Raw genomic sequence first — 20,067 nt, 5'->3', positions numbered from 1 at the left:
AGGTTAAGCTTCAGCGGCGCACACAGCCGCTGAAGCAACGGCTGCCTGCGTTGTACCATCGGGTAATAGCATCAAAAGCGAACGCCCCTTCTTTGCGCATAAAATGCGCGCCTAAATCTGTTCTCTGCATAACCAATTCCAGCGGCTTATAGCTTTTTAAACTTCTAAATCACCAAACGGTATATAAAACAGCTACTGCTTTTCGTGTGGTTATAAATAAACTGGGTGCTTCTCGGGCCACTGGCCGGGCCATCTGTCCAGGATGAACGATAATGACCACATTGAAAAAACGCTTCAGCGGTGCCGTTTTCCTGCTGTTGGCCGGGTCAGCCCAGGCAACAGAGCTGTTAAACAGCTCCTATGACGTTTCCCGTGAACTGTTCGTTGCCCTGAATGCACCTTTTGAGCAGCAGTGGGCAGAGCAAAATCAGGGCGATAAATTGACGATAAAGCAGTCGCATGCCGGGTCGTCAAAGCAGGCGCTGGCGATTTTGCAGGGTTTGAAGGCGGATGTTGTCACCTATAACCAGTTTACCGATGTCCAGATACTGCACGATCGCGGCAACCTGATCCCGGCCGACTGGCAAAAACGTCTGCCAAATAACAGTTCGCCGTTTTATTCGACCATGGCCTTTCTGGTTCGCAAGGGGAATCCGAAGCACATTCACGACTGGCAGGATTTGGTCAAAAGCGATGTAAAGCTGGTTTTCCCTAACCCAAAAACCTCCGGTAACGGACGTTATACTTATCTGGCGGCCTGGGGAGCGGCGAACAAAGCTGATGAAAACGACCCGGCTAAAACAGAACGTTTTATGCAGCGTTTTTTGCAGAATGTGGAAGTGTTTGATACCGGCGGTCGCGGTGCAACGACAACGTTTGCTGAACGTGGACTGGGCGATGTGTTAATCAGTTTTGAATCTGAAGTTAACACCATCGGTAACCAGTACGCACGGCAGGGTTTTGAGGTCATTGTGCCCGAAACCAATATCCTGGCTGAATTCCCGGTCGCCTGGATCGACAAAAACGTGGCGGCTAACCAGACGGAAAAAGCAGCAAAAGCCTATCTGAATTATTTGTACAGTCCTGAGGCGCAGAAAATCATCACTCATTATTATTACCGCGTAAATAATCCTGAGCTGATGGCGCAGCAGAAAGATCGTTTCCCAACGGTCAATCTCTTTCGCGTGGAAGAGACTTTTGGCGGCTGGGATCGGGTTATGAAAACGCAGTTTGCCAGCGGTGGCGAGCTGGATAAGTTGTTAGCAGCGGGACGTAAGTAATGTTTGCCACTAAAAGTAAGCGCGTGCTGCCTGGTTTTGGCATCAGCCTCGGCAGTAGCCTGTTTTTCACCTGCCTGATTTTATTACTGCCAATCAGCGCGCTGCTGATGCAGCTTTCCCAGATGACACTGGCACAGTATTGGGAAGTGGTTACTAACCCTCAGGTCATGGCCGCGTATAAAGTGACGCTGATTTCTGCGGGCGTCGCGTCACTTTTCAACGCCTTTTTCGGCATGCTAATGGCGTGGATATTAACGCGCTATCGTTTTCCGGGACGTGCGCTGCTGGATGGCCTGATGGACCTGCCTTTTGCCTTGCCGACCGCCGTGGCAGGGCTGACGCTGGCCGGGCTGTTTTCGGTAAACGGCTGGTACGGGCAGTGGCTGGCGCAGTTTGATATCAAGGTTTCTTACACCTGGCTGGGGATTGCCGTGGCGATGGCCTTCACCAGCATCCCGTTTGTGGTACGGACGGTACAGCCGGTGCTGGAAGAGTTGGGGCCGGAATATGAAGAGGCCGCTGAAACCTTAGGCGCGACGCCGTTTCAGAGCTTCCGTCGCGTGGTGCTGCCTGAAGTTGGCCCGGCTCTGCTGGCGGGAACGGCACTCTCTTTCACCCGCAGCCTCGGCGAATTCGGCGCGGTGATTTTTATCGCCGGTAACATCGCGTGGAAAACGGAAGTGACCTCGCTGATGATATTTGTCCGTTTGCAGGAGTTTGACTACCCAGCCGCCAGCGCAATTGCCTCGGTGATTCTGGCCGCTTCGCTGCTGCTGCTGTTTGCGATTAATACCTTACAGAGCCGCTTTGGCCGTCGTCTTGGAGGTCAATAATGGCTGATGTGACTGAATTTAACGGAGTAGGGCGCAGCCGCACCAACTGGAGTAAATGGCTGCTTATCGCCACCGGAATGATTATCTCCCTTGGCCTGTTGGTGGTGCCGCTGATTGCTATTTTTGCCAGCGCTTTCTCCGAAGGCCTGATGGCAACGTTCAGCAACTTGCAGGACAGCGACATGCTGCACTCAATTTGGCTGACGGTGCTGATGGCGCTGATTACCGTGCCGGTGAACCTTGTGTTCGGCACGCTGCTGGCCTGGCTGGTAACACGCTTTACCTTTCCTGGCCGTCAGCTGTTATTGACGCTGTTTGATATTCCTTTTGCCGTGTCGCCGGTGGTAGCAGGGCTGATGTATTTGCTGTTCTGGGGCATCAACGGTCCGGCAGGCAGCTGGCTGGATGCGCATAACATTCAGCTGATGTTCTCCTGGCCGGGCATGGCGATGGTCACTATCTTCGTTACCTGTCCGTTTGTCGTACGCGAACTGGTGCCGGTGATGCTGAGCCAGGGCAGCAATGAAGATGAAGCGGCCGTGCTGCTGGGTGCGTCCGGCTGGAAAATGTTCTGGCGCGTGACATTGCCGAACATTCGCTGGGCGCTGCTGTATGGGTTGGTGCTAACCAACGCCCGTGCAATAGGCGAATTTGGTGCGGTCTCGGTGGTTTCGGGATCGATACGCGGCGAAACCTATACGCTGCCATTACAGGTTGAGTTACTGCATCAGGACTATAACACCGTGGGCGCTTTTACCGCTGCCGGACTGTTGACCCTGATCGCGATAGTTACACTGTTTCTGAAAAGCGCGCTGCAATGGCGACTAGAACGCCAGGACAAGCGTCTTGAGGAGGGGAATCATGAGCATTGAAATCAGTAAAATTAACAAATCCTTTGGCCGGACTAAGGTGCTGAACGATATTTCACTGGATATCCCTTCCGGTCAGATGGTTGCGCTGCTTGGGCCGTCAGGTTCCGGGAAAACCACGCTGCTGCGGATCATCGCCGGTCTGGAAAGCCAGAACAGCGGCCGTCTCAGCTTCCATGGTAATGATGTGACCTCGCTGCATGCGCGCGATCGTCGCGTCGGCTTTGTTTTCCAGCACTATGCGCTGTTCCGCCACATGACCGTGTTCGACAACATTGCCTTTGGTCTGACGGTGTTACCGCGTCGCGAGCGTCCTTCTGCCGCCGCGATTAAAGAAAAAGTGACCCAACTGCTGGAGATGGTGCAGCTGGGTCATCTCGCTAACCGCTATCCGGCACAGCTGTCGGGCGGCCAGAAACAGCGTGTCGCTTTAGCGCGTGCACTGGCGGTAGAGCCGCAAATCCTGCTGCTGGATGAGCCTTTCGGTGCGCTGGATGCGCAGGTGCGTAAAGAGCTGCGCCGCTGGCTGCGTCAGCTGCATGAAGAATTGAAATTCACCAGCGTCTTCGTTACCCACGATCAGGAAGAGGCGATGGAAGTGGCAGACCGCGTGGTGGTCATGAGCCAGGGCAATATTGAACAGGTGGGAACGCCTGATGAAGTCTGGCGCGATCCGGCTACCCGCTTCGTGCTGGAATTCCTCGGCGAGGTGAACCGCTTCGACGCCGAAGTCAATGGTTCGCAGTTCCACGTTGGCGCGCATCACTGGCCGCTCGGCTACACGCCAGCGCATCAGGGCACGGTCGAACTGTTCCTGCGTCCGTGGGAGATTGACGTCAGTCGCCAGAGCAGTCTGGAAACGCCGCTGCCGGTACAGGTGCTGGAAGTCAGTCCTCGTGGACATTACTGGCAGCTGGTGGTGCAGCCTTCCGGCTGGGGCCAGACTCATGAACCCGTTACCGTGGTGGTGGAAGGCGACCAGACCGCGCCGATTCGCGGCGAGCGTCTGTTTGTGGGCTTGCAGCAGGCCCGACTCTATAAAGGCGAAACTCCGCTGCGGCAGGTTGCCTTTGCACAAAGCGCCTGATATGTTCTGGCGGAACCGGGTCAGGCTTGCCTGACCTTTTTTTTGCCTGTTTCACCACTTCAGGAACCGGACCGTGACTAGCCTGGAAAAAACTATCGGCAATACGCCACTGATTAAGCTTCAGCGCCTGACGCCAGAAGGCAGCGAAATCTGGCTGAAGCTTGAAGGGAACAACCCTGGCGGATCGGTAAAGGATCGTGCCGCATTGTCGATGATCCATATGGCTGAGCTGCGCGGCGAACTGCATCCTGGTGACGTCCTGATCGAAGCAACCAGCGGTAATACCGGCATCGCGCTGGCCATGATCGCCGCAATGAAAGGCTATCGGCTTAAGCTACTGATGCCGGAAAACATGAGCATTGAACGACAGGCTGCGATGCGGGCTTACGGTGCCGATCTGATGCTGGTAAGTCGTGAAGTGGGCATGGAAGGCGCACGTGACCTCGCTCTGGAAATGGCGGCGCGCGGCGAAGGTAAAGTGCTCGATCAGTTTAATAACGTTGATAATCCGTTGGGGCACTACACCACGACCGGCCCTGAAATCTGGCAGCAATCTGCCGGACGGCTCACGCATTTCGTCTCCAGTATGGGCACTACCGGCACCATTACCGGCGTAGGACGCTATCTGAAAGAGCAGAACCAGAGCGTGCAAATTATCGGCCTGCAACCAGCAGAAGGCAGCAGTATTCCGGGCATTCGCCGCTGGCCACAGGCCTATCTGCCGGGCATTTATCGGCCGGAACTGGTCGATCGCGTGCTGGATATGGCCCAGTCTGAAGCCGAAGAGACAATGCGCTTGCTCGCCCGGCGTGAAGGTGTTTTCTGCGGCGTTAGCTCAGGCGGAGCCGTAGCAGGCGCGTTGCGCATCGCGCGTGAGCAGCCTGGCAGCATTATCGTGGCCATAATCTGCGACCGTGGCGATCGGTATCTTTCAACGGGCGTCTACCAGTAATAACCAGACTGATGCACTGTAGCAACGCGTAGTGCGCGACAGTGCAACAGCAATTCTGACCGCTCCTGCGCTATCCCCTTTCTGCTCGCCATTGTCCTGATAAAGCCCACTTTCCTTACCCGGCTGTTACACTGTAAGGATTGGGTAAATCCTGCTGCTATTGTTGCAACAACAGGTGAAAATAGCGCCTGGCCTACTGAGAGATGACGCATGAAAATTTTACTGGTGGATGACGATCTTGAACTGGGTACGATGCTCAGCCAGTATCTGATTGCCGAAGGATTTGATGCCACGCTGGTACTAAGCGGCAAGGCAGGAATTGAAGGCGCAATGTCAGGTGAATACAGCGCAATGATTTTGGATATTATGCTGCCGGACATGAGCGGGATTGATGTATTGCGTCAGGTTCGGCAGCTTTGCCGACTTCCGGTCATTATGCTGACGGCGAAAGGCGATAACATCGATCGGGTGATTGGACTGGAAATGGGGGCGGATGATTACGTGCCCAAGCCTTGTTATCCGCGTGAGCTGGTTGCACGTTTGCGTGCCGTCCTGCGTCGCGTGGAAGAGCAGCCGATAGTGGTTGAAAACAAAGAAGTGGCAAGCTGGGGCGAGCTAACGCTCAATCCCGCCACGCGCATCAGTGAATGGCAAAAGAAGCCGTTTGATTTGACCGCCTCAGAATTTAATCTGCTGGATCTGCTGCTGCGTTCACCCGATCGGGTTGTCTCAAAAGATGAGCTGTCTGAAAAAGGGCTGGGCCGTCCTCGCGAAGCTTACGATCGCAGCGTCGATGTGCATATCAGCAATATCCGTCAGAAGCTGTCAGCGTTGACCAATGACACTGTCACCATCGAAACCGTTCGCAGCATTGGCTATCGTATCCGATGAAAGCAGGCATTCGCGGGCTGCTTTTCTGGAAAATTCTGCTGGGCTTCTGGCTGACCTTTGTGATTATGAGCCAGCTACTGTGGCTGAGCTTCAGCCTGTACGATAAAAAACACGAGCCTCCGGAAAATCTGGCGGCGCGTCGCATCGTTAACCTGCAAATGACGTCAGCGGTATCCGTGCTTCAGCGTGGCGGAATGGATGCGCTGAACGATATGATGGCGGACTGGTCGGACAACGACCGTCGGTTCTTCTCCGTACAGCTTATGTCTAAAGCACCGCAGGAACTGCCGCGTGGCGATCTTAACCGTGATTTACGCCCCGGTGATTTCCCCAAAGAGGTGATTGAGTGGGTGACGGGTGCAGACGGGCAGCAGTATCAGCTGCGCTATAACGTGCAGGGCTTACGGGAAGATAGCGACATAACCGGCCATCATCGTAATTTCCTGAATATCCCGGAACCGATGCTGTTTATGGCCGGTGGCGGCGGGTTACTGTTTAGCCTCTTTCTGGCCTGGAATCTGACGAGGCCGATGCGTCAGCTGCGTGCCGGCTTTGAACGCGTCTCAAAAGGCGATCTTTCGGTGCGTTTGTTTCCGAAAATGCGTCGCCGTCATGATGAGCTGTCTACGGTGGCACAGGATTTTGATGCCATGGTGGAACGTCTTTCCGTACTGGTAAAAGCCAGGGAAGAGCTGCTGCACGATGTTTCTCATGAATTGCGCTCGCCGCTGGCACGGTTACAGCTGGCTACCGGCCTGGCACGTCAAACGCCGGAATCCGTCGGGCAGTCTTTAGATCGTATTGACGAAGAAGCCCGTCGGCTGGACAAAATGATCGGTGAGCTGCTGACCTTGTCGCGCACTGAGCATCAGAGCGTGCCTGAGGAGCAGTATTTCGATCTGCTTGGTTTGTTGGAAGCGGTCGCGAATGATGCGCGTTACGAAGCGCAGATACCGGGCGTGGAAATTCTGCTCTACGCCGATCGGAACAGCGATTATACGGTGAAAGGCGATGCCAAGCTGATCCGTTCCGCTGTGGAAAACGTCGTGCGCAATGCACTACGGTTTTCGATGCAGGGCCAGCAGGTCAAAATCAATCTTCGTCAGAATAATGACTGGCTGACCATTACGGTTAGCGATCAGGGGCCTGGCGTCGATGCCGACAAGCTTTCCAGTATTTTCGATCCTTTTGTCCGGGTCAATTCGCCGCTTTCCGGTAAGGGGTACGGGCTGGGACTGTCTATTGTCCGTAAAGTCCTGTTAGCGCATCAGGGTGAAGTCAGTGCGGTAAACGGTAAGGATGGCGGACTTGAGCTAACTCTCAAACTTCCACATTGGCTAGTTTAAATGTGTGCGCCAGTGCTATGATTCTTACCGGAAAAACGTAACGCTGGAGGGCAGGGGATGAGGAAGGCTGTTCCGGGTAAGCAGCAGGAAGTGCAGCGTATCGTTGAAGCTTTATCGAGCGCTATCGCCCAGCACAGACTGAAGCCGGGAATGCGACTGGTCGAAGCGCAAATCGTCGAGGTGCTGAACGCCAACCGTAATCATGTGCAGGCGGCGTTACAGCGTATGGTATTGCAGCATATTGTCACCATTGAGCCTCACCGTGGAGCGATGGTTGCACGTCCTGAAGCGCGTGAGGCCGTGGAAGTGTTTATCGCCCGCCGCGCGATTGAAAGCGCGGTAATCGACAACATCACCCCGGCAAAAATGGCTGCTCATCAGCAAGAACTGGCGCAACAGCAGCAGGCGGAAAAAGAGGCGATAGCGCACAACGAGCGTCTTGAAATCGTCCATCAGCTTTCCCGCTTTCATTTGCTGTTGGCAAAAATCAGCGGTAATCAGGTACTCAATGAAATCCTCGCTAATTTGCTGGTACGCAGCTCGCTGATTGTGGCGCTGTATCAAAGCAACGAAAATCACGCCTGTCAGTGCCTTGAGCATGGCAAAATCGTTGCTGCCTTGCAGAGCGGCGACGGTGCCAGCGCGCAGATGGCGATGAAAGAACATCTGGATATTCTTGAACAGCAGCTCGATCTGAATGACGCCACGCCCGATCCGGTAAACCTGCGCGAAGCGTTAGCTGTCGGCCATTGAATTCACCGCAAAAAAAAGCCTCCTGACTGCTCAGGAGGCTTTAGTCGGGACGCCTGACCGATTACTTCCTGATGCGGATCACCGGGGTTTCGCCCACGGTTACGCTACCAGTCAGTTTAACCAGCTCTTTAATCTCATCCATATTAGAGATAACGACCGGCGTTAACGTGGATTTCGCTTTTTCTTCCAGCAGCGGCAGGTCGAACTCAATAACGACGTCGCCTTTCTTCACTTTCTGGCCTTCTTCAGCGATACGTTTAAAACCTTCGCCTTTCAGTTCAACCGTATCAATACCGAAGTGGACAAACAGCTCAATGCCGTTGTCTGATTCGATAGAGAACGCATGATTGGTTTCGAAAATCTTTCCGATGGTGCCGTCAACCGGCGCTACCATTTTATTGCCAGTAGGTTTAATAGCGATACCGTCGCCAACAATTTTCTCTGCGAACACCACGTCTGGAACGTCTTCGATATTGACGATTTCGCCAGACAGCGGCGCTACGATCTCAATGGCTCCAGATGCGGTATCTGACTTATCGCCAAAAAGTTTTGAAAACAAACCCATGATCTTCTCCTAAGCAGTAATATTTGGCCAGCGTCTCGCGGGTAATCAGCAGAGTGTTTTTTCTTCAATGAACTTGTTGACCAGGTTCATTAACTCTTCCGCTGTCGGTTGAGCCAGAGCCTGCTCTGCTAACGCCTTCGCATCTTCAAAATTCGTGTTACGGATAATTTTTTTGATGCGCGGGATAGAAATGGCACTCATGCTGAACTCGTCCAGCCCCATTCCCAGTAACAGTAGTGTAGCACGTTCATCGCCAGCCAGCTCACCACACATCCCAGTCCATTTGCCTTCAGCGTGAGATGCATCAATAACTTGCTTGATAAGCGTCAGCACGGAAGGGGTCATTGGGTTGTATAAATGAGAAATCAGGTCATTGCCCCGATCGACCGCCAGGGTGTACTGCGTCAGATCGTTGGTACCAATGCTGAAGAAATCGACTTCTTTGGCCAAATGATGAGCAATCGCGGCAGAAGCAGGTGTTTCCACCATGATGCCGACTTCAATGCTTTCATCAAAAGCTTTGCCTTCGGTACGCAGCTGCGCTTTTAGCGTTTCCAGCTCGGCTTTCAGCGTACGAACTTCTTCAACAGAGATAATCATTGGGAACATGATGCGCAGCTTGCCGAAGGCGGAAGCACGCAGAATGGCGCGCAGCTGAGCATGCAGAATTTCCGGACGATCCATGGCGATGCGGATCGCACGCCAGCCCAGGAACGGGTTGTCTTCTTTTGGCAGATTCATATAAGGCAGATCTTTATCGCCGCCGATATCCATCGTACGCACGATAACTGCCTGAGATCCCATCGCCTCTGCGACGGCTTTATAAGCCTGGAACTGCTCTTCTTCGCTGGGCAGAGAGTCACGATCCATGAACAGGAATTCGGTACGATACAGGCCGACACCTTCTGCACCGTTGCGCTCAGCACCCGCGACGTCGCGTACGGTACCGATGTTAGCGCACACTTCAACCTGATGACCATCCAGAGTGATTGCGGGCAAATCTTTCAGCTTGGCGAGGTCGTTTTTCTCAGTAACATACTGATTATGAATTGCTTTTAGCTCATCAATCTGCTCTGGTGTTGGGTTAACATAAACATTGTTGTTAACGCCATCGAGAATCAGATAATCGCCATTCTGAATTTGTGAAGTGACAGAACCGGTGCCGACAATGGCTGGCAGTTCGAGAGAACGCGCCATAATGGAGGTGTGGGAGGTGCGGCCACCCAAATCGGTGATGAAGCCCAGCACTTTGTTCAGATTCAGCTGTGCGGTTTCTGAAGGCGTTAAATCTTTCGCTACCAGCAGAACTTCTTCTGAAATAGCGCTCAGATCGACGATGTGCAAGCCAAGGATGTTTTGCAGTAAACGCTTACCGATATCGCGAACGTCAGCTGCACGCTCTTTCAGATACTCATCGTCTAACTCTTCCAGTGCTTTCGCCTGGCCTTCAATGACGGAGTGCACCGCCGCGTCGGCAGAAGCCAGATCGTCTTTTATCAGGGCTATGATTTCCTGCTCAAGCTCTTCATCTTCCAGCAGCATGATATGCCCTTCGAAGATGGCTTCTTTCTCTTCGCCGAAGGTTTCACCGGCTTTGATTTTAATCGCTTCCAGCTGCGTGGCGGCTTTGCTGCGACCTTCAAGAAAACGCTGAACTTCCTGCTCAACCTGTTCGGTAGTAATTTTTTTCCGGTTGATGACTATTTCATCTTCTTTCAGCAGAAGCGCTTTGCCAAAAGCGATACCCGGTGATGCTAAAATGCCTGAAATCATAACCCTACCTTTTTGATAACTGATAATCGCGAGCGATCGATCCAGAAACTGTCGGCGCACCCTTGAGCCATTGGCAGATAACGCCCGCCTGGAGCTGTCGTCTGGCGGTTGAATACTTTACCGAAACAACATCGCGGACTAACTGTCCGCGATCAATATGTTTGCAGTAATGTACAAGCCGCGGAAGAAAAGCGACGGCTTATTCAAGTTCCGCCATCAGCTTAACCAGATGCTCTACGGCTTTCTGCTCGTCTTCACCCTCTGCCGACAGCGTCACAACGGTGCCCTGAGTCAGACCCAGTGTTTGCAGCTTGAACAGGCTTTTTGCGCTGGCAGACTTGCCGTTAGAGGTGACGGTGATTTCAGAGGCAAAGGCTTTTGCTTCTTTTACAAACTGAGCGGCAGGGCGAGTGTGCAGACCGTTTGGTGCAGTAATTGTGACTTCTTGCTGGAACATTCTGTTTCCCCAACTTAATTTGGTTTGGTGTTATCGGCATAAAGTCTAGCCTGGGACCGTGACTTTAGCCTGGGAGTCGCGCTGGCCTGCGTACAAAGACGCGCCAAAAAATGCGCTGCTAAGGAGCGGGTGGCGGCGGGGCTAAAATCAACGATTTTTGTCTCGCTTATCCCTTTCCCATTATGCCGCGATTCTTCCTGTTGCGCCAAACCGGTAAATCGATTCAGCCGCATCGAATCAGCACAGCGATTAATTTTGCGGTTCGAAATAATTGAAAGCTTAGATACCAGACACTCAAGGGTAAAAGCAATGTTGAGAATGGCAAAACTTTGACGTGCTCCACAAAAAAGCACCCCAAAGGATGCTTTTTTGCGCAATTGTCGGTGACAGAGATTACTGCTGCAATTCTTTCTCGGTGAAGAGATCGGCAAACAGCGCGGTACTCAGGTAACGCTCACCGGAAGAAGGCAGGATCACGACAATATTCTTATTGGCGAACTCTTCCTCTTCCTGCAATTTCAGCGCTGCGGCAACCGCTGCGCCAGAGGAGATCCCGGCAAGGATACCTTCTTCTTCCATCAGACGACGTGCGGTCGAAATGGATTCTTCATTGGTGATAGCCACAACGCGGTCAATCAGATTCAGTTCGAGGTTACCCGGAATGAAACCGGCACCGATACCCTGAATTTTGTGTGGGCCTGGCTTGATCTCTTCGCCTGCCAGCGCCTGAGCGATAACCGGAGAATCAGTAGGCTCTACCGCAACCGCAATAAGGTCTTTTTTACCTTTCGTGTTTTTAATGTAGCGCGTCACGCCCGTCAGGGTGCCGCCCGTGCCTACACCGGCAATAAAGACATCCACTTCGCCATCGGTATCTTCCCAGATCTCTGGGCCGGTGGTTTTTTCGTGAATTTCCGGGTTAGCCGGGTTGCTGAACTGTTGTAGCAGCACAAATTTATCAGGATTGCTGGCAACGATCTCTTCCGCTTTGGTAATGGCACCTTTCATGCCTTTAGCGCCTTCGGTCAGGATCAGATTTGCACCCAGTGCTTTCAGCAGTTTACGGCGCTCTACGCTCATGGTTTCAGGCATGGTCAGCGTCAGTTTATAACCGCGAGCGGCAGCGACATAGGCCAGAGCAATGCCGGTGTTACCACTGGTCGGTTCCACCAGTTCTACGCCGGGCTTGAGAATGCCTCGTTTTTCCGCGTCCCAAATCATATTGGCACCGATACGGCATTTGATGCTGAAGCTCGGGTTACGCGATTCCACTTTCGCCAAAATACGGCCATTACCGATGCGGTTCAGTCGAACCAGTGGCGTATGACCGATTGTTAACGAATTGTCTTCATAGATCTTACTCATAGCCCGTCCTTAACTGTATGAAATATTGGGAACAGCCTGGATCATACCCGCTTCATTTTTTCAAGGAAGTGAAGAAATAGTATATATATATGTTCTGTAGCAATAAGGACGTATGAAATGGCATAAGCCTTACCTGACGCGTCCCAACGCATTGCGATAGTGATCCACCCACATGGCGGTCGCGCCGCAGACAGCCACCGGCATAATGGCCAGGTTCAGCACGGGCACCATCGTAAACAGGCTGACCAGCGCGCCAAACTGCATCACATCCGTTTTATTCTGTTTGAGTGCGGAACGCATCTGTTTAAAGCTCACTTTGTGATTATCGAAAGGGTAATCGCAATACTGAATAGAGAGCATCCACGCACTGAACAAAAACCACAACACGGGCGCCACCGTTTGACCAAAACCTGGAATGAAATAGAGCAGGAACAGTAACAGCGCGCGCGGCAGATACCAGGCCAGTTTTTGCCATTCACGTTTCATTATACGCGGTATATCACGCACCATACCGGCCCAGCCGCTGTCGGGTAGCGGTTTTCCGGTCAGCTTTGCTTCCAGTTGCTCGGCGAGCAGCCCGCAAAACGGCGCGGCTATCCAGTTAGCCACCGTTGAAAAGAAATAGCTGAATACCAGCACGACAGAGATCACCGTCAGAGGCCAAAGCAAATAGCTGAGCCACTGAAGCCAGTCAGGCACATAAGCCATCATGGCAGGCAGCCAGTGCCCCAGTTGCAGGAATAGCCAGATAAACGCGCCGCCCATTAACAAAAAGTTGAGTACCAGAGGAACGATCACGAAACGGCGGATCCCGGGCAGGTTTATCAGTCGCCATCCCTGCGCAAAATAGTGAATTCCGTTACCGGAAACGTGAGTTCGTTGAAGGGCCATGTCCTGTTTTCCTCTGTTAGGCAGCCTGAGCCGGGCTATAATAACCCAGCTGCTTGCGCTGACCAGAGGGGTTTTGCGCGAAAAAACAGCAAATAAGCGTGTCTAAATACGCTTATTTGTCAGAAAATACTGTACAGACTTGCACTTGTGCAGCCGGGCAAATACAGTTAGGGGATAAAGTTTGCCGCGGTGGCAAGGTATTGGAACAACAGAGAATACAATGATGCAGGATTTGCGTCTGATATTAATCGTTGTTGGCGCGATCGCTATAATAGCGCTTCTGCTTCACGGCTTCTGGACCAGCCGTAAAGAGCGCTCTTCCGTTTTTCGCGATCGTCCTCACAAACGTTTAAAACAGGACAGAGAAGAGTCTTATGACGACGTCGATGACGGCGCTCAGGAAGTGCGCGCAAAACGTCCCCGTTCGCGTCAGGAAGACGATGAGCCCGCCGTAGGCGTTTTTGAGGAAAAGGCGCAGCCGCGTCCGGTTAAGCCTCGCGCTCAGCCTGAACCCGTTCGTCATCAGCAGCCGGTTGATGAGCAACCTGAACGCGATCCGCTCTTTGGCGGAGATTTGCCGTCTGAAGATGACTACGATGATGAACCCACTCTTGCACCGGCAACTCATCGGCAGCCTGAGCCGCAGCGTACGCCGTCACCACAGCGCCCGCCGCAGCCGGTTAGCCCACAGCCGGTGGTGAGTCAGGCTCCTCAGCCAGAACCCGTTGCAGAGCCTGAAGCGCCTGAGCCAGAACCCGTAGCGGAACCGGTGAAGCCTGAAGTAGCGACACCGGTACAGGAACGTCCAAAAGAGACCGTTCTGGTGCTGCACGTCAGCGCCCACGCAGGCGGTGAACTGAATGGCGAAGCCCTGTTGCAAGGTATGTTGCAGGCCGGTTTCCAGTTTGGCGAAATGAATATTTTCCATCGTCATCTCAGCCCGGCAGGCAGCGGCCCGGTACTGTTCAGCCTCGCCAATATGGTGAAACCGGGTTCTTTCAATCCCGACGAAATGGCTGATTTCACTACGCCGGGCGTATCTATCTTTATGATGGTGCCTTCTTACGGTGATGCGAATCAGAACTTCAAGCTGATGTTACAGTCGGCCCAGCGTATTGCCGATGATGTTGGCGGCGTGGTGCTGGATGATGAGCGTCGGATGATGACGCCGCAAAAGCTGGAAACGTATAAAAACCGCATTCGTGACGTGATTGAGGCGAACGCCTGATTCATTAATCTGCCTTAATCCTCGTATGACAAGACCCCCGCCCGTCGGGGGTTTTTTATCGCTATGGTGCCGCTATGGAATCCGTACAAGACAAAATTATTTCACTTCAAACCACGCTTCGCCATTACGAATACCAGTATCACGTCCTTGATGAGCCTGTTGTACCAGATGCTGAATATGATCGCCTGATGGGCGAGCTGCGCAAGCTGGAAGAGGCCCATCCTGATCTGATAACGCCAGATTCGCCGACTCAGCGTGTCGGGGCTGCACCGCTCAGCGCTTTTGAGCAGGTGCGTCATGAAGTGCCGATGCTCTCGCTGGATAATGCTTTTGATGAAGAGAGTTATCGGGCTTTCAACAAGCGCGTCCAGGATCGCCTCAAAAGCGTTGACGACATCACTTTCTGTTGTGAGCTTAAGCTGGATGGCCTGGCCGTGAGCCTATTGTACGAGAATGGCCTGCTGGTGCGTGCCGCTACGCGCGGCGATGGCACGACGGGTGAAAATATCACTGCCAACGTCAGAACCATTCGTGCTATCCCTCTGCGCCTTCATGGCGAGAACATTCCTGCACGCGTTGAGGTTCGTGGCGAAGTCTTTATGCCGCAAAACGGCTTTGAAGCACTAAACGAAGAGGCGCGCCGTACCGGAACTAAAGTCTTTGCTAATCCGCGTAACGCCGCTGCGGGATCGCTGCGCCAGCTTGATCCACGCATCACCGCAAAACGCCCGTTAACCTTCTTCTGCTACGGTTTAGGATTACTGGAAGGTGGCGAAATGCCGCGCAGCCACCTGGCGCGGTTACAGCAGTTTAAAGCCTGGGGATTACCGGTTAGCGATCGCATCCGGCTTTGTCATTCACCGGACGACGTATTGGCATTCTACCGTCAGGTCGAGCAGGATCGCGCCACGCTTGGGTTCGATATTGACGGTGTGGTCATCAAGGTCGATTCTCAGGATCTCCAGGAGCAGCTGGGCTTTGTTGCTCGCGCGCCTCGCTGGGCCGTCGCCTTTAAATTCCCCGCGCAGGAACAGATGACCAGGGTTCGTGATGTCGAATTCCAGGTGGGCCGTACCGGCGCTATTACGCCTGTGGCAAGGCTTGAGCCTGTGCAGGTGGCTGGCGTGATGGTCAGCAACGCCACGCTGCATAATGCGGACGAGATCGATCGCCTTGGGCTGCGCATTGGCGATCGCGTGATTATCAGGCGTGCCGGTGATGTCATTCCGCAGGTGGTGGGTGTGGTTGAAGCCGATCGCCCCGCCGATGCCAGAGCGGTAGAATTCCCAACGTATTGTCCGGTGTGCGGCTCGGACGTTGAGCGTGTGGAAGGCGAAGTCGTTGCCCGCTGTACCGGCGGCTTAATTTGCGGCGCACAGCGTAAAGGCGCGCTGAAGCATTTTGTCTCTCGCCGCGCCATGGACGTTGACGGTATGGGCGATAAAATTATCGATCAGCTGGTGGAAAAGGAGTACGTCAAAACCCCGGCCGATCTTTATCAGCTCACCGCAGGCAAGCTGACTGGTTTAGACCGTATGGGGCCGAAATCGGCGCAAAACGTCGTTAATGCGCTCGATAAATCACGTCATACCACGCTGGCACGCTTCCTGTATGCATTAGGCATTACCGAAGTTGGTGAAGCGACAGCCGCCAACCTGGCGGCGCATTTCGGCTCGCTGGAAAAAATTATGGCAGCCGATCTTGAGGCGTTAATCGCCGTGCAGGATGTCGGAACCGTGGTTGCCGCTCACGTTCGTAATTTTATGGATGAAGAGAGCAACCGTGAGGTTATTCGTCAGCTGATTGAAGAGGCCGGTATTAGCTGGCCGGCGGTTGCCGTGATTAAGGCTGAGGAGATCGACAGTCCTTTCGCCGGTAAAACGGTGGTGCTGACCGGTTCATTGACCTTACTGTCCCGCGATGAAGCTAAAGATCGGTTGACTGCGCTGGGTGCCAAAGTGAGTGGTAGCGTCTCGAAAAAAACCGATCTGGTTATTGCCGGTGAGGCCGCTGGCTCCAAGCTGGCGAAAGCGCAGGAACTGGGGATTGAAGTGATTGACGAAGCGGAGATGATTCGGCTACTGGGTGACTAAATGGAAAAAGAACACCTGATCGAAATCGCGAATACGGCGATGCCTTTTGGAAAATACAGAGGGCGCATGCTGATCGATTTACCTGAACCCTATCTACTGTGGTTTGCCCGTAAAGGCGAGTTCCCGGCCGGGCATCTGGGGGAGCTGATGCAGCTGACGTTAGCGATAAAAGTGGAAGGTCTGGAAGGTTTGGTGAAGCCTTTACGCAAAGACTAGAGACTGGCTGCAAACGCAACGCATTACATCAGTGATGCAAGAGGGAGCCTGGCTCCCCCTTACTGTTTATTTCTGCGATTCAACCACCGCTTTGCGCGGCGTGTTTTCTTGTTGCTGTTGGGCAATCAGCTTCTCACCGGCTCTTTTATAGCGCTGCGCCAGCATTGAGCAGACCATTAATTGTACCTGGTGAAAAATCATTAATGGCAGGACAATAATCCCGACCGCTGCGGAAGGGAACAGAATATTGGCCATCGGGACGCCGTTCGCCAGGCTTTTCTTCGAACCACAAAACAGGATAGTAATCTCATCCGGACGGTTAAACCCGAACAGGCGGGCCGCCAGGAGATTAATCGCCAGCGCCACAAACAGGATGCCCAGGCTACCCGCAACAATATAAAGCAGCGTACCTGCGCCAACACGGTGCCAAATACCGTTTACCACCGCTTCACTGAACGCAGAGTAGACCACCAACAAAATGGAGGTCTGATCCGTTTTGCCAATCAGGCTACGATGCCTTTCAACCCAATCCGCAATCCAGCGACGTGAAATGTGCCCCAGAACGAAAGGCAGCAGCAGTTGCAGCATGATTTTACCAATCTGCTCCAGATTGCCGCCGGCCGCATCGCTATGAACATTCATCACCAGCCCGACCAACAGTGGGGAGATAAAAACGCCGAGCAGGCTTGACGCTGAAGCGCTACAGACCGCTGCGGCAACGTTACCGCCGGCCAGGGAGGTCAGCGCAATAGAAGACTGTACGGTAGCAGGCAAAATGCAAAGATAGAGGAAGCCGGTATAAATTTCAGCGCTGACCGGCAGCGGGTGCCACCAGACAAATAGCAGCCCAAGGAGCGGGAAAATAACGAAGGTGCTGCACATTACCCACAAATGCAGCCGCCAGTGGCCACCGCCAGCAATGATTTTTTCGCGGGAAAGCTTTGCGCCGTGCATAAAGAAAAGCAGGGCAATCGCCGCCGTTGTCAGCCATTCAAAAATTTCAACAAAATAACCGCGTGCAGGCAGAAAACTCGCCAGCAGTACGGTGACGATCAGTTTTACCATCAGCGGGTCAAGACGAAAAATACGCATTTGTTAACGCCCAGTTAAAAAAATCATGGCGCTATTGTGCGCCGCCGGGTTTTAGAAATAAAATTGATTTATTGAATGCATCTATGAGTAAAATCGATGAATTACACGCTACGTCAGCTGCGGGTGTTTGTTGCCGTTGCCCAACAGGGCAGTTTCAGTCAGGCAGGGCAGATGATTGGCCTTAGCCAGTCTGCGGTGAGCCACAGTATTAAAGAGCTGGAAACGGAAATGGGGATTCGGTTACTCGACCGCACCACCCGCGAAGTGCTTCTTACCGAGGCAGGCGAACAGCTTGCCAGCCGTCTGGAGCGCTTGCTTGAGGAACTGAATACAACCCTGCTCGATGTGCGCAGCTATGGCCAGCAGCGAAGCGGCACCGTGCGTGTTGCCGCCAGCCAAACCATTTCCGCGCATCTGATGCCACAGTGCCTGGCTGCCAGTCAGCTGCGCTTTCCTGATATCAAAATCATGCTGCGCGACCGACCCCAGCAATGGGTATTGCAGAGTATCCGCAACGCAGAGGTCGATTTTGGCATTGCTATTGGCCCGCTACAGGTTGATGACTTTGAGTGTGAGGCGATTCTGGACGAGCCTTTTTTACTGCTTTGCCGCCAGGACGATCCGCTGGCGGATCAACAAACGGTCCGTTGGGAAATGCTGAGTAACCGCCAGCTGGTGCTGCAAGATTACTCATCCGGCAGTCGTGTGCTGATTGACGAGGCGCTGCGGGCGCAACAGGTTGAGGCTGAAATCGTGCAGGAAATTGGCCATCCGGCAACGCTTTACCCGATGGTAGAAGCGGGGATAGGCATCAGTATTCTGCCTGCGCTGGCATTGCCGCTGCCGCAGGGCAGGCCGCTGCTGGTCAGGCGTATAGAGCCAGAGATTAATCGCTCAATTATGCTGATAAGACGTAAAAACCGCTCGCTGACGCCAGCGGCTGAAGTTATCTGGCAGGAAGTGCGTCAGCAGGCGATCCTGCTGACGCAACAACGAGAACTCACGCCAGCGTTTTAGATATAAACGTTAAGCGAATTAGTTGAGGTCGGACGGTTAACACCATCTGCCGCTTTAGTCGCGGTTGTTTCTTTCTGGTCGTCTTTTTTATCTGCTGATTTCTCTGCCTGCTTCTGTTCCAGCTGAGCAATCTGCGCTTCAATCATTTGGATCTGGTTTTTAATCAGCTGTTCCTGCTGCGTTTTCTGCTCGTCGGTAAGGGTAGTGTCCTTATCGATGGTTTTCAGCTGAGTTTGCAGCGTGGTGATCTGCTTGTTCAGTGAGGCGATCTGTGAGCTGGAACCGCTGCCGGAGCTGCCGGAACCGATTGAAGTGGTGGTGCTGGTACTGATAGTCGTCATCGCTGTCTCCTTAGTGATAGGTCAATACGGTTATCGGTCAGCGATGCCTGAGACTTGATGCGGAAAAGAGTAAAAGAAATGATAAGAATCCGTAAGCGAAGCGGTGGGTTGGGTGATTGCTGTGGCGCCAGACTCGTAATTTGATTTTGATTTTTTAGACGATGCTACAAACGCAGAAAAGCAAAAAGGCGCCTTTAGGGCGCCTTTCTACATTGGTGGGTCGTGCAGGATGACTCGGCTAAAGCCTCGCCCTTCGGGCCATTGCCTGCGGCAATGTTGTCTCCCTCTGGTCGACCCGACCTGCTGCAGGTTCGAACCCTGCCGAATGACGCATAGCAAAAAGGCGCCTTTAGGGCGCCTTTCTACATTGGTGGGTCGTGCAGGATTCGAACCTGCGACCAATTGATTAAAAGTCAACTGCTCTACCAACTGAGCTAACGACCCGAAGTGGTGGGTGATGACGGGCTCGAACCGCCGACCCCCTCCGTGTAAAGGAGATGCTCTACCAACTGAGCTAATCACCCACTTCGGTACTTCTCACAAAATGCATTCAGAATGGTGGGTGATGACGGGCTCGAACCGCCGACCCCCTCCGTGTAAAGGAGATGCTCTACCAACTGAGCTAATCACCCATCCTGAAGAATTCTGGTCTTACTTAACACTGCGGAGCCACCGTTTAGAGTGGTGGGTGATGACGGGCTCGAACCGCCGACCCCCTCCGTGTAAAGGAGATGCTCTACCAACTGAGCTAATCACCCCCGCTGTGTGGAGTCGCATTATAGGGATCGCGGGAAATGAGTCAACGGTTTTTCTGGCAAAAATGTTCGTTCGTCTTAAATTTAAACAGGATGTTGGGCTTTTGTGCAAAAACAACAGCCGCCTGTTGCCTTTTACAGCAAAGGCCGTGAGTAAGCAGGGGTTTGCCGTTGAGGAATCGTCTTCAGATGATAGAATGTTGCCCACTTTCTTTTGGTCTTTACCAGACCCCCCGGCGATGGCCGACTCTAATAGCGTAATA

The 20,067-nt window shown here is 53.2% G+C and carries 19 protein-coding genes, 4 tRNA genes and 1 other RNA gene; 12 read left to right on the top strand and 12 right to left on the bottom strand.

The features are described from left to right. Positions 1 to 272 precede the first annotated feature (272 nt). From EHV07_RS16740 to EHV07_RS16705, 8 genes are all read left to right on the top strand, one after another. Complete coding sequence (locus EHV07_RS16740) at positions 273 to 1,280, top strand: sulfate ABC transporter substrate-binding protein (RefSeq protein ID WP_147199122.1); 1,008 nt, start codon at positions 273 to 275, stop codon at positions 1,278 to 1,280. Next, entirely contained in the window at positions 1,280 to 2,113 is an 834-nt protein-coding gene (cysT, locus tag EHV07_RS16735; RefSeq protein WP_147199121.1) for a sulfate/thiosulfate ABC transporter permease CysT, read from the top strand. The genes EHV07_RS16740 and cysT overlap by 1 nt, the downstream gene beginning before the upstream one ends. Then, the gene (gene cysW / locus EHV07_RS16730; RefSeq protein WP_147199120.1) at positions 2,113 to 2,985 is read left to right on the top strand and encodes a sulfate/thiosulfate ABC transporter permease CysW; all 873 of its coding nucleotides are present in this window, start codon (positions 2,113 to 2,115) and stop codon (positions 2,983 to 2,985) included. The genes cysT and cysW overlap by 1 nt, the downstream gene beginning before the upstream one ends. After that, positions 2,975 to 4,069, top strand: coding sequence for a sulfate/thiosulfate ABC transporter ATP-binding protein CysA (gene cysA / locus EHV07_RS16725; protein WP_147199119.1), 1,095 nt, complete (start codon positions 2,975 to 2,977; stop codon positions 4,067 to 4,069). The genes cysW and cysA overlap by 11 nt, the downstream gene beginning before the upstream one ends. Positions 4,070 to 4,142: 73 nt before the next feature. Further along, positions 4,143 to 5,021 (top strand): cysteine synthase CysM, encoded by an 879-nt coding sequence (cysM, locus tag EHV07_RS16720; RefSeq protein ID WP_147199118.1) that lies wholly within the window; start codon positions 4,143 to 4,145, stop codon positions 5,019 to 5,021. Positions 5,022 to 5,231: 210 nt separating this feature from the next. Beyond that, on the top strand, positions 5,232 to 5,912 hold the full coding sequence (locus EHV07_RS16715; RefSeq protein WP_147199117.1) for a response regulator transcription factor: 681 nt from the start codon (positions 5,232 to 5,234) through the stop codon (positions 5,910 to 5,912). Continuing rightward, a complete protein-coding gene (locus EHV07_RS16710) occupies positions 5,909 to 7,258 on the top strand; it encodes an ATP-binding protein (RefSeq protein ID WP_147199116.1) in 1,350 nt (449 codons plus the stop codon). Before EHV07_RS16715 ends, EHV07_RS16710 begins: the two co-directional genes overlap by 4 nt. 57 nt (positions 7,259 to 7,315) lie before the next feature. Then, positions 7,316 to 8,011 carry a GntR family transcriptional regulator gene (locus tag EHV07_RS16705; RefSeq protein WP_147199115.1) on the top strand — a complete coding sequence of 232 codons (696 nt, stop codon included), beginning with the start codon at positions 7,316 to 7,318 and terminating at the stop codon, positions 8,009 to 8,011. 61 nt (positions 8,012 to 8,072) lie between these two features. Here EHV07_RS16705 and crr read toward each other — a convergent pair whose 3' ends face one another. From crr to cysZ, 5 genes are all read right to left on the bottom strand, one after another. Then, the gene (crr, locus tag EHV07_RS16700; protein WP_147199114.1) at positions 8,073 to 8,576 is read right to left on the bottom strand and encodes a PTS glucose transporter subunit IIA; all 504 of its coding nucleotides are present in this window, start codon (positions 8,574 to 8,576) and stop codon (positions 8,073 to 8,075) included. A 45-nt stretch (positions 8,577 to 8,621) separates the two neighbouring features. After that, on the bottom strand, positions 8,622 to 10,349 hold the full coding sequence (gene ptsI / locus EHV07_RS16695; protein ID WP_147199113.1) for a phosphoenolpyruvate-protein phosphotransferase PtsI: 1,728 nt from the start codon (positions 10,347 to 10,349) through the stop codon (positions 8,622 to 8,624). 199 nt (positions 10,350 to 10,548) lie between these two features. Beyond that, positions 10,549 to 10,806 carry a phosphocarrier protein Hpr gene (gene ptsH / locus EHV07_RS16690; protein ID WP_034916267.1) on the bottom strand — a complete coding sequence of 86 codons (258 nt, stop codon included), beginning with the start codon at positions 10,804 to 10,806 and terminating at the stop codon, positions 10,549 to 10,551. 393 nt (positions 10,807 to 11,199) lie between these two features. Then, positions 11,200 to 12,171 (bottom strand): cysteine synthase A, encoded by a 972-nt coding sequence (gene cysK / locus EHV07_RS16680; protein ID WP_147199112.1) that lies wholly within the window; start codon positions 12,169 to 12,171, stop codon positions 11,200 to 11,202. 129 nt (positions 12,172 to 12,300) lie between these two features. Next, complete coding sequence (gene cysZ / locus EHV07_RS16675; protein WP_147199111.1) at positions 12,301 to 13,062, bottom strand: sulfate transporter CysZ; 762 nt, start codon at positions 13,060 to 13,062, stop codon at positions 12,301 to 12,303. 220 nt (positions 13,063 to 13,282) lie between these two features. Here cysZ and zipA point away from each other — a divergent pair, with 220 nt between their 5' ends. The 3 genes from zipA to EHV07_RS16660 all read left to right on the top strand — a co-directional run bounded on the left by zipA (position 13,283) and on the right by EHV07_RS16660 (position 16,599). Continuing rightward, positions 13,283 to 14,290: a cell division protein ZipA gene (gene zipA, locus EHV07_RS16670; protein ID WP_147199110.1), complete on the top strand. Its 1,008-nt coding sequence runs from the start codon at positions 13,283 to 13,285 to the stop codon at positions 14,288 to 14,290. A gap of 74 nt (positions 14,291 to 14,364) precedes the next feature. Next, the gene (gene ligA / locus EHV07_RS16665; protein WP_147199109.1) at positions 14,365 to 16,383 is read left to right on the top strand and encodes an NAD-dependent DNA ligase LigA; all 2,019 of its coding nucleotides are present in this window, start codon (positions 14,365 to 14,367) and stop codon (positions 16,381 to 16,383) included. Next, on the top strand, positions 16,384 to 16,599 hold the full coding sequence (locus tag EHV07_RS16660) for a DUF3820 family protein (RefSeq protein WP_147199108.1): 216 nt from the start codon (positions 16,384 to 16,386) through the stop codon (positions 16,597 to 16,599). Between the two features lie 66 nt (positions 16,600 to 16,665). On the opposite strand, the gene EHV07_RS16655 is transcribed toward EHV07_RS16660, so the two are convergent. Further along, complete coding sequence (locus EHV07_RS16655; RefSeq protein WP_147199107.1) at positions 16,666 to 17,691, bottom strand: bile acid:sodium symporter family protein; 1,026 nt, start codon at positions 17,689 to 17,691, stop codon at positions 16,666 to 16,668. 96 nt (positions 17,692 to 17,787) lie between these two features. On the opposite strand from EHV07_RS16655, the gene EHV07_RS16650 reads away from it, so the two are divergent. Next, positions 17,788 to 18,708 (top strand): LysR family transcriptional regulator, encoded by a 921-nt coding sequence (locus tag EHV07_RS16650; protein WP_147199106.1) that lies wholly within the window; start codon positions 17,788 to 17,790, stop codon positions 18,706 to 18,708. Here the strand turns inward: EHV07_RS16650 and EHV07_RS16645 are convergent. The 6 genes from EHV07_RS16645 to EHV07_RS16620 form a co-directional block, all read right to left on the bottom strand. After that, positions 18,705 to 19,049 (bottom strand): FlxA-like family protein, encoded by a 345-nt coding sequence (locus EHV07_RS16645; RefSeq protein WP_147199105.1) that lies wholly within the window; start codon positions 19,047 to 19,049, stop codon positions 18,705 to 18,707. The genes EHV07_RS16650 and EHV07_RS16645 overlap by 4 nt on opposite strands. 213 nt (positions 19,050 to 19,262) lie before the next feature. Next, positions 19,263 to 19,386, bottom strand: a non-coding RNA gene (locus tag EHV07_RS16640) — RtT sRNA. A 31-nt stretch (positions 19,387 to 19,417) separates the two neighbouring features. Further along, positions 19,418 to 19,493: transfer RNA gene (locus EHV07_RS16635), tRNA-Lys, on the bottom strand. 4 nt (positions 19,494 to 19,497) lie between these two features. Next, positions 19,498 to 19,573: transfer RNA gene (locus EHV07_RS16630), tRNA-Val, on the bottom strand. A 32-nt stretch (positions 19,574 to 19,605) separates the two neighbouring features. Beyond that, positions 19,606 to 19,681 (bottom strand) — tRNA-Val (locus EHV07_RS16625). Positions 19,682 to 19,731: 50 nt separating this feature from the next. Then, positions 19,732 to 19,807, bottom strand: a tRNA-Val gene (locus EHV07_RS16620). Positions 19,808 to 20,067 lie beyond the last annotated feature (260 nt).

It is taken from the genome of Pantoea sp. CCBC3-3-1 (assembly GCF_007981265.1).
Classification (GTDB): domain Bacteria; phylum Pseudomonadota; class Gammaproteobacteria; order Enterobacterales; family Enterobacteriaceae; genus Erwinia.
This window is presented reverse-complemented; position numbering and strand designations above follow the sequence as displayed.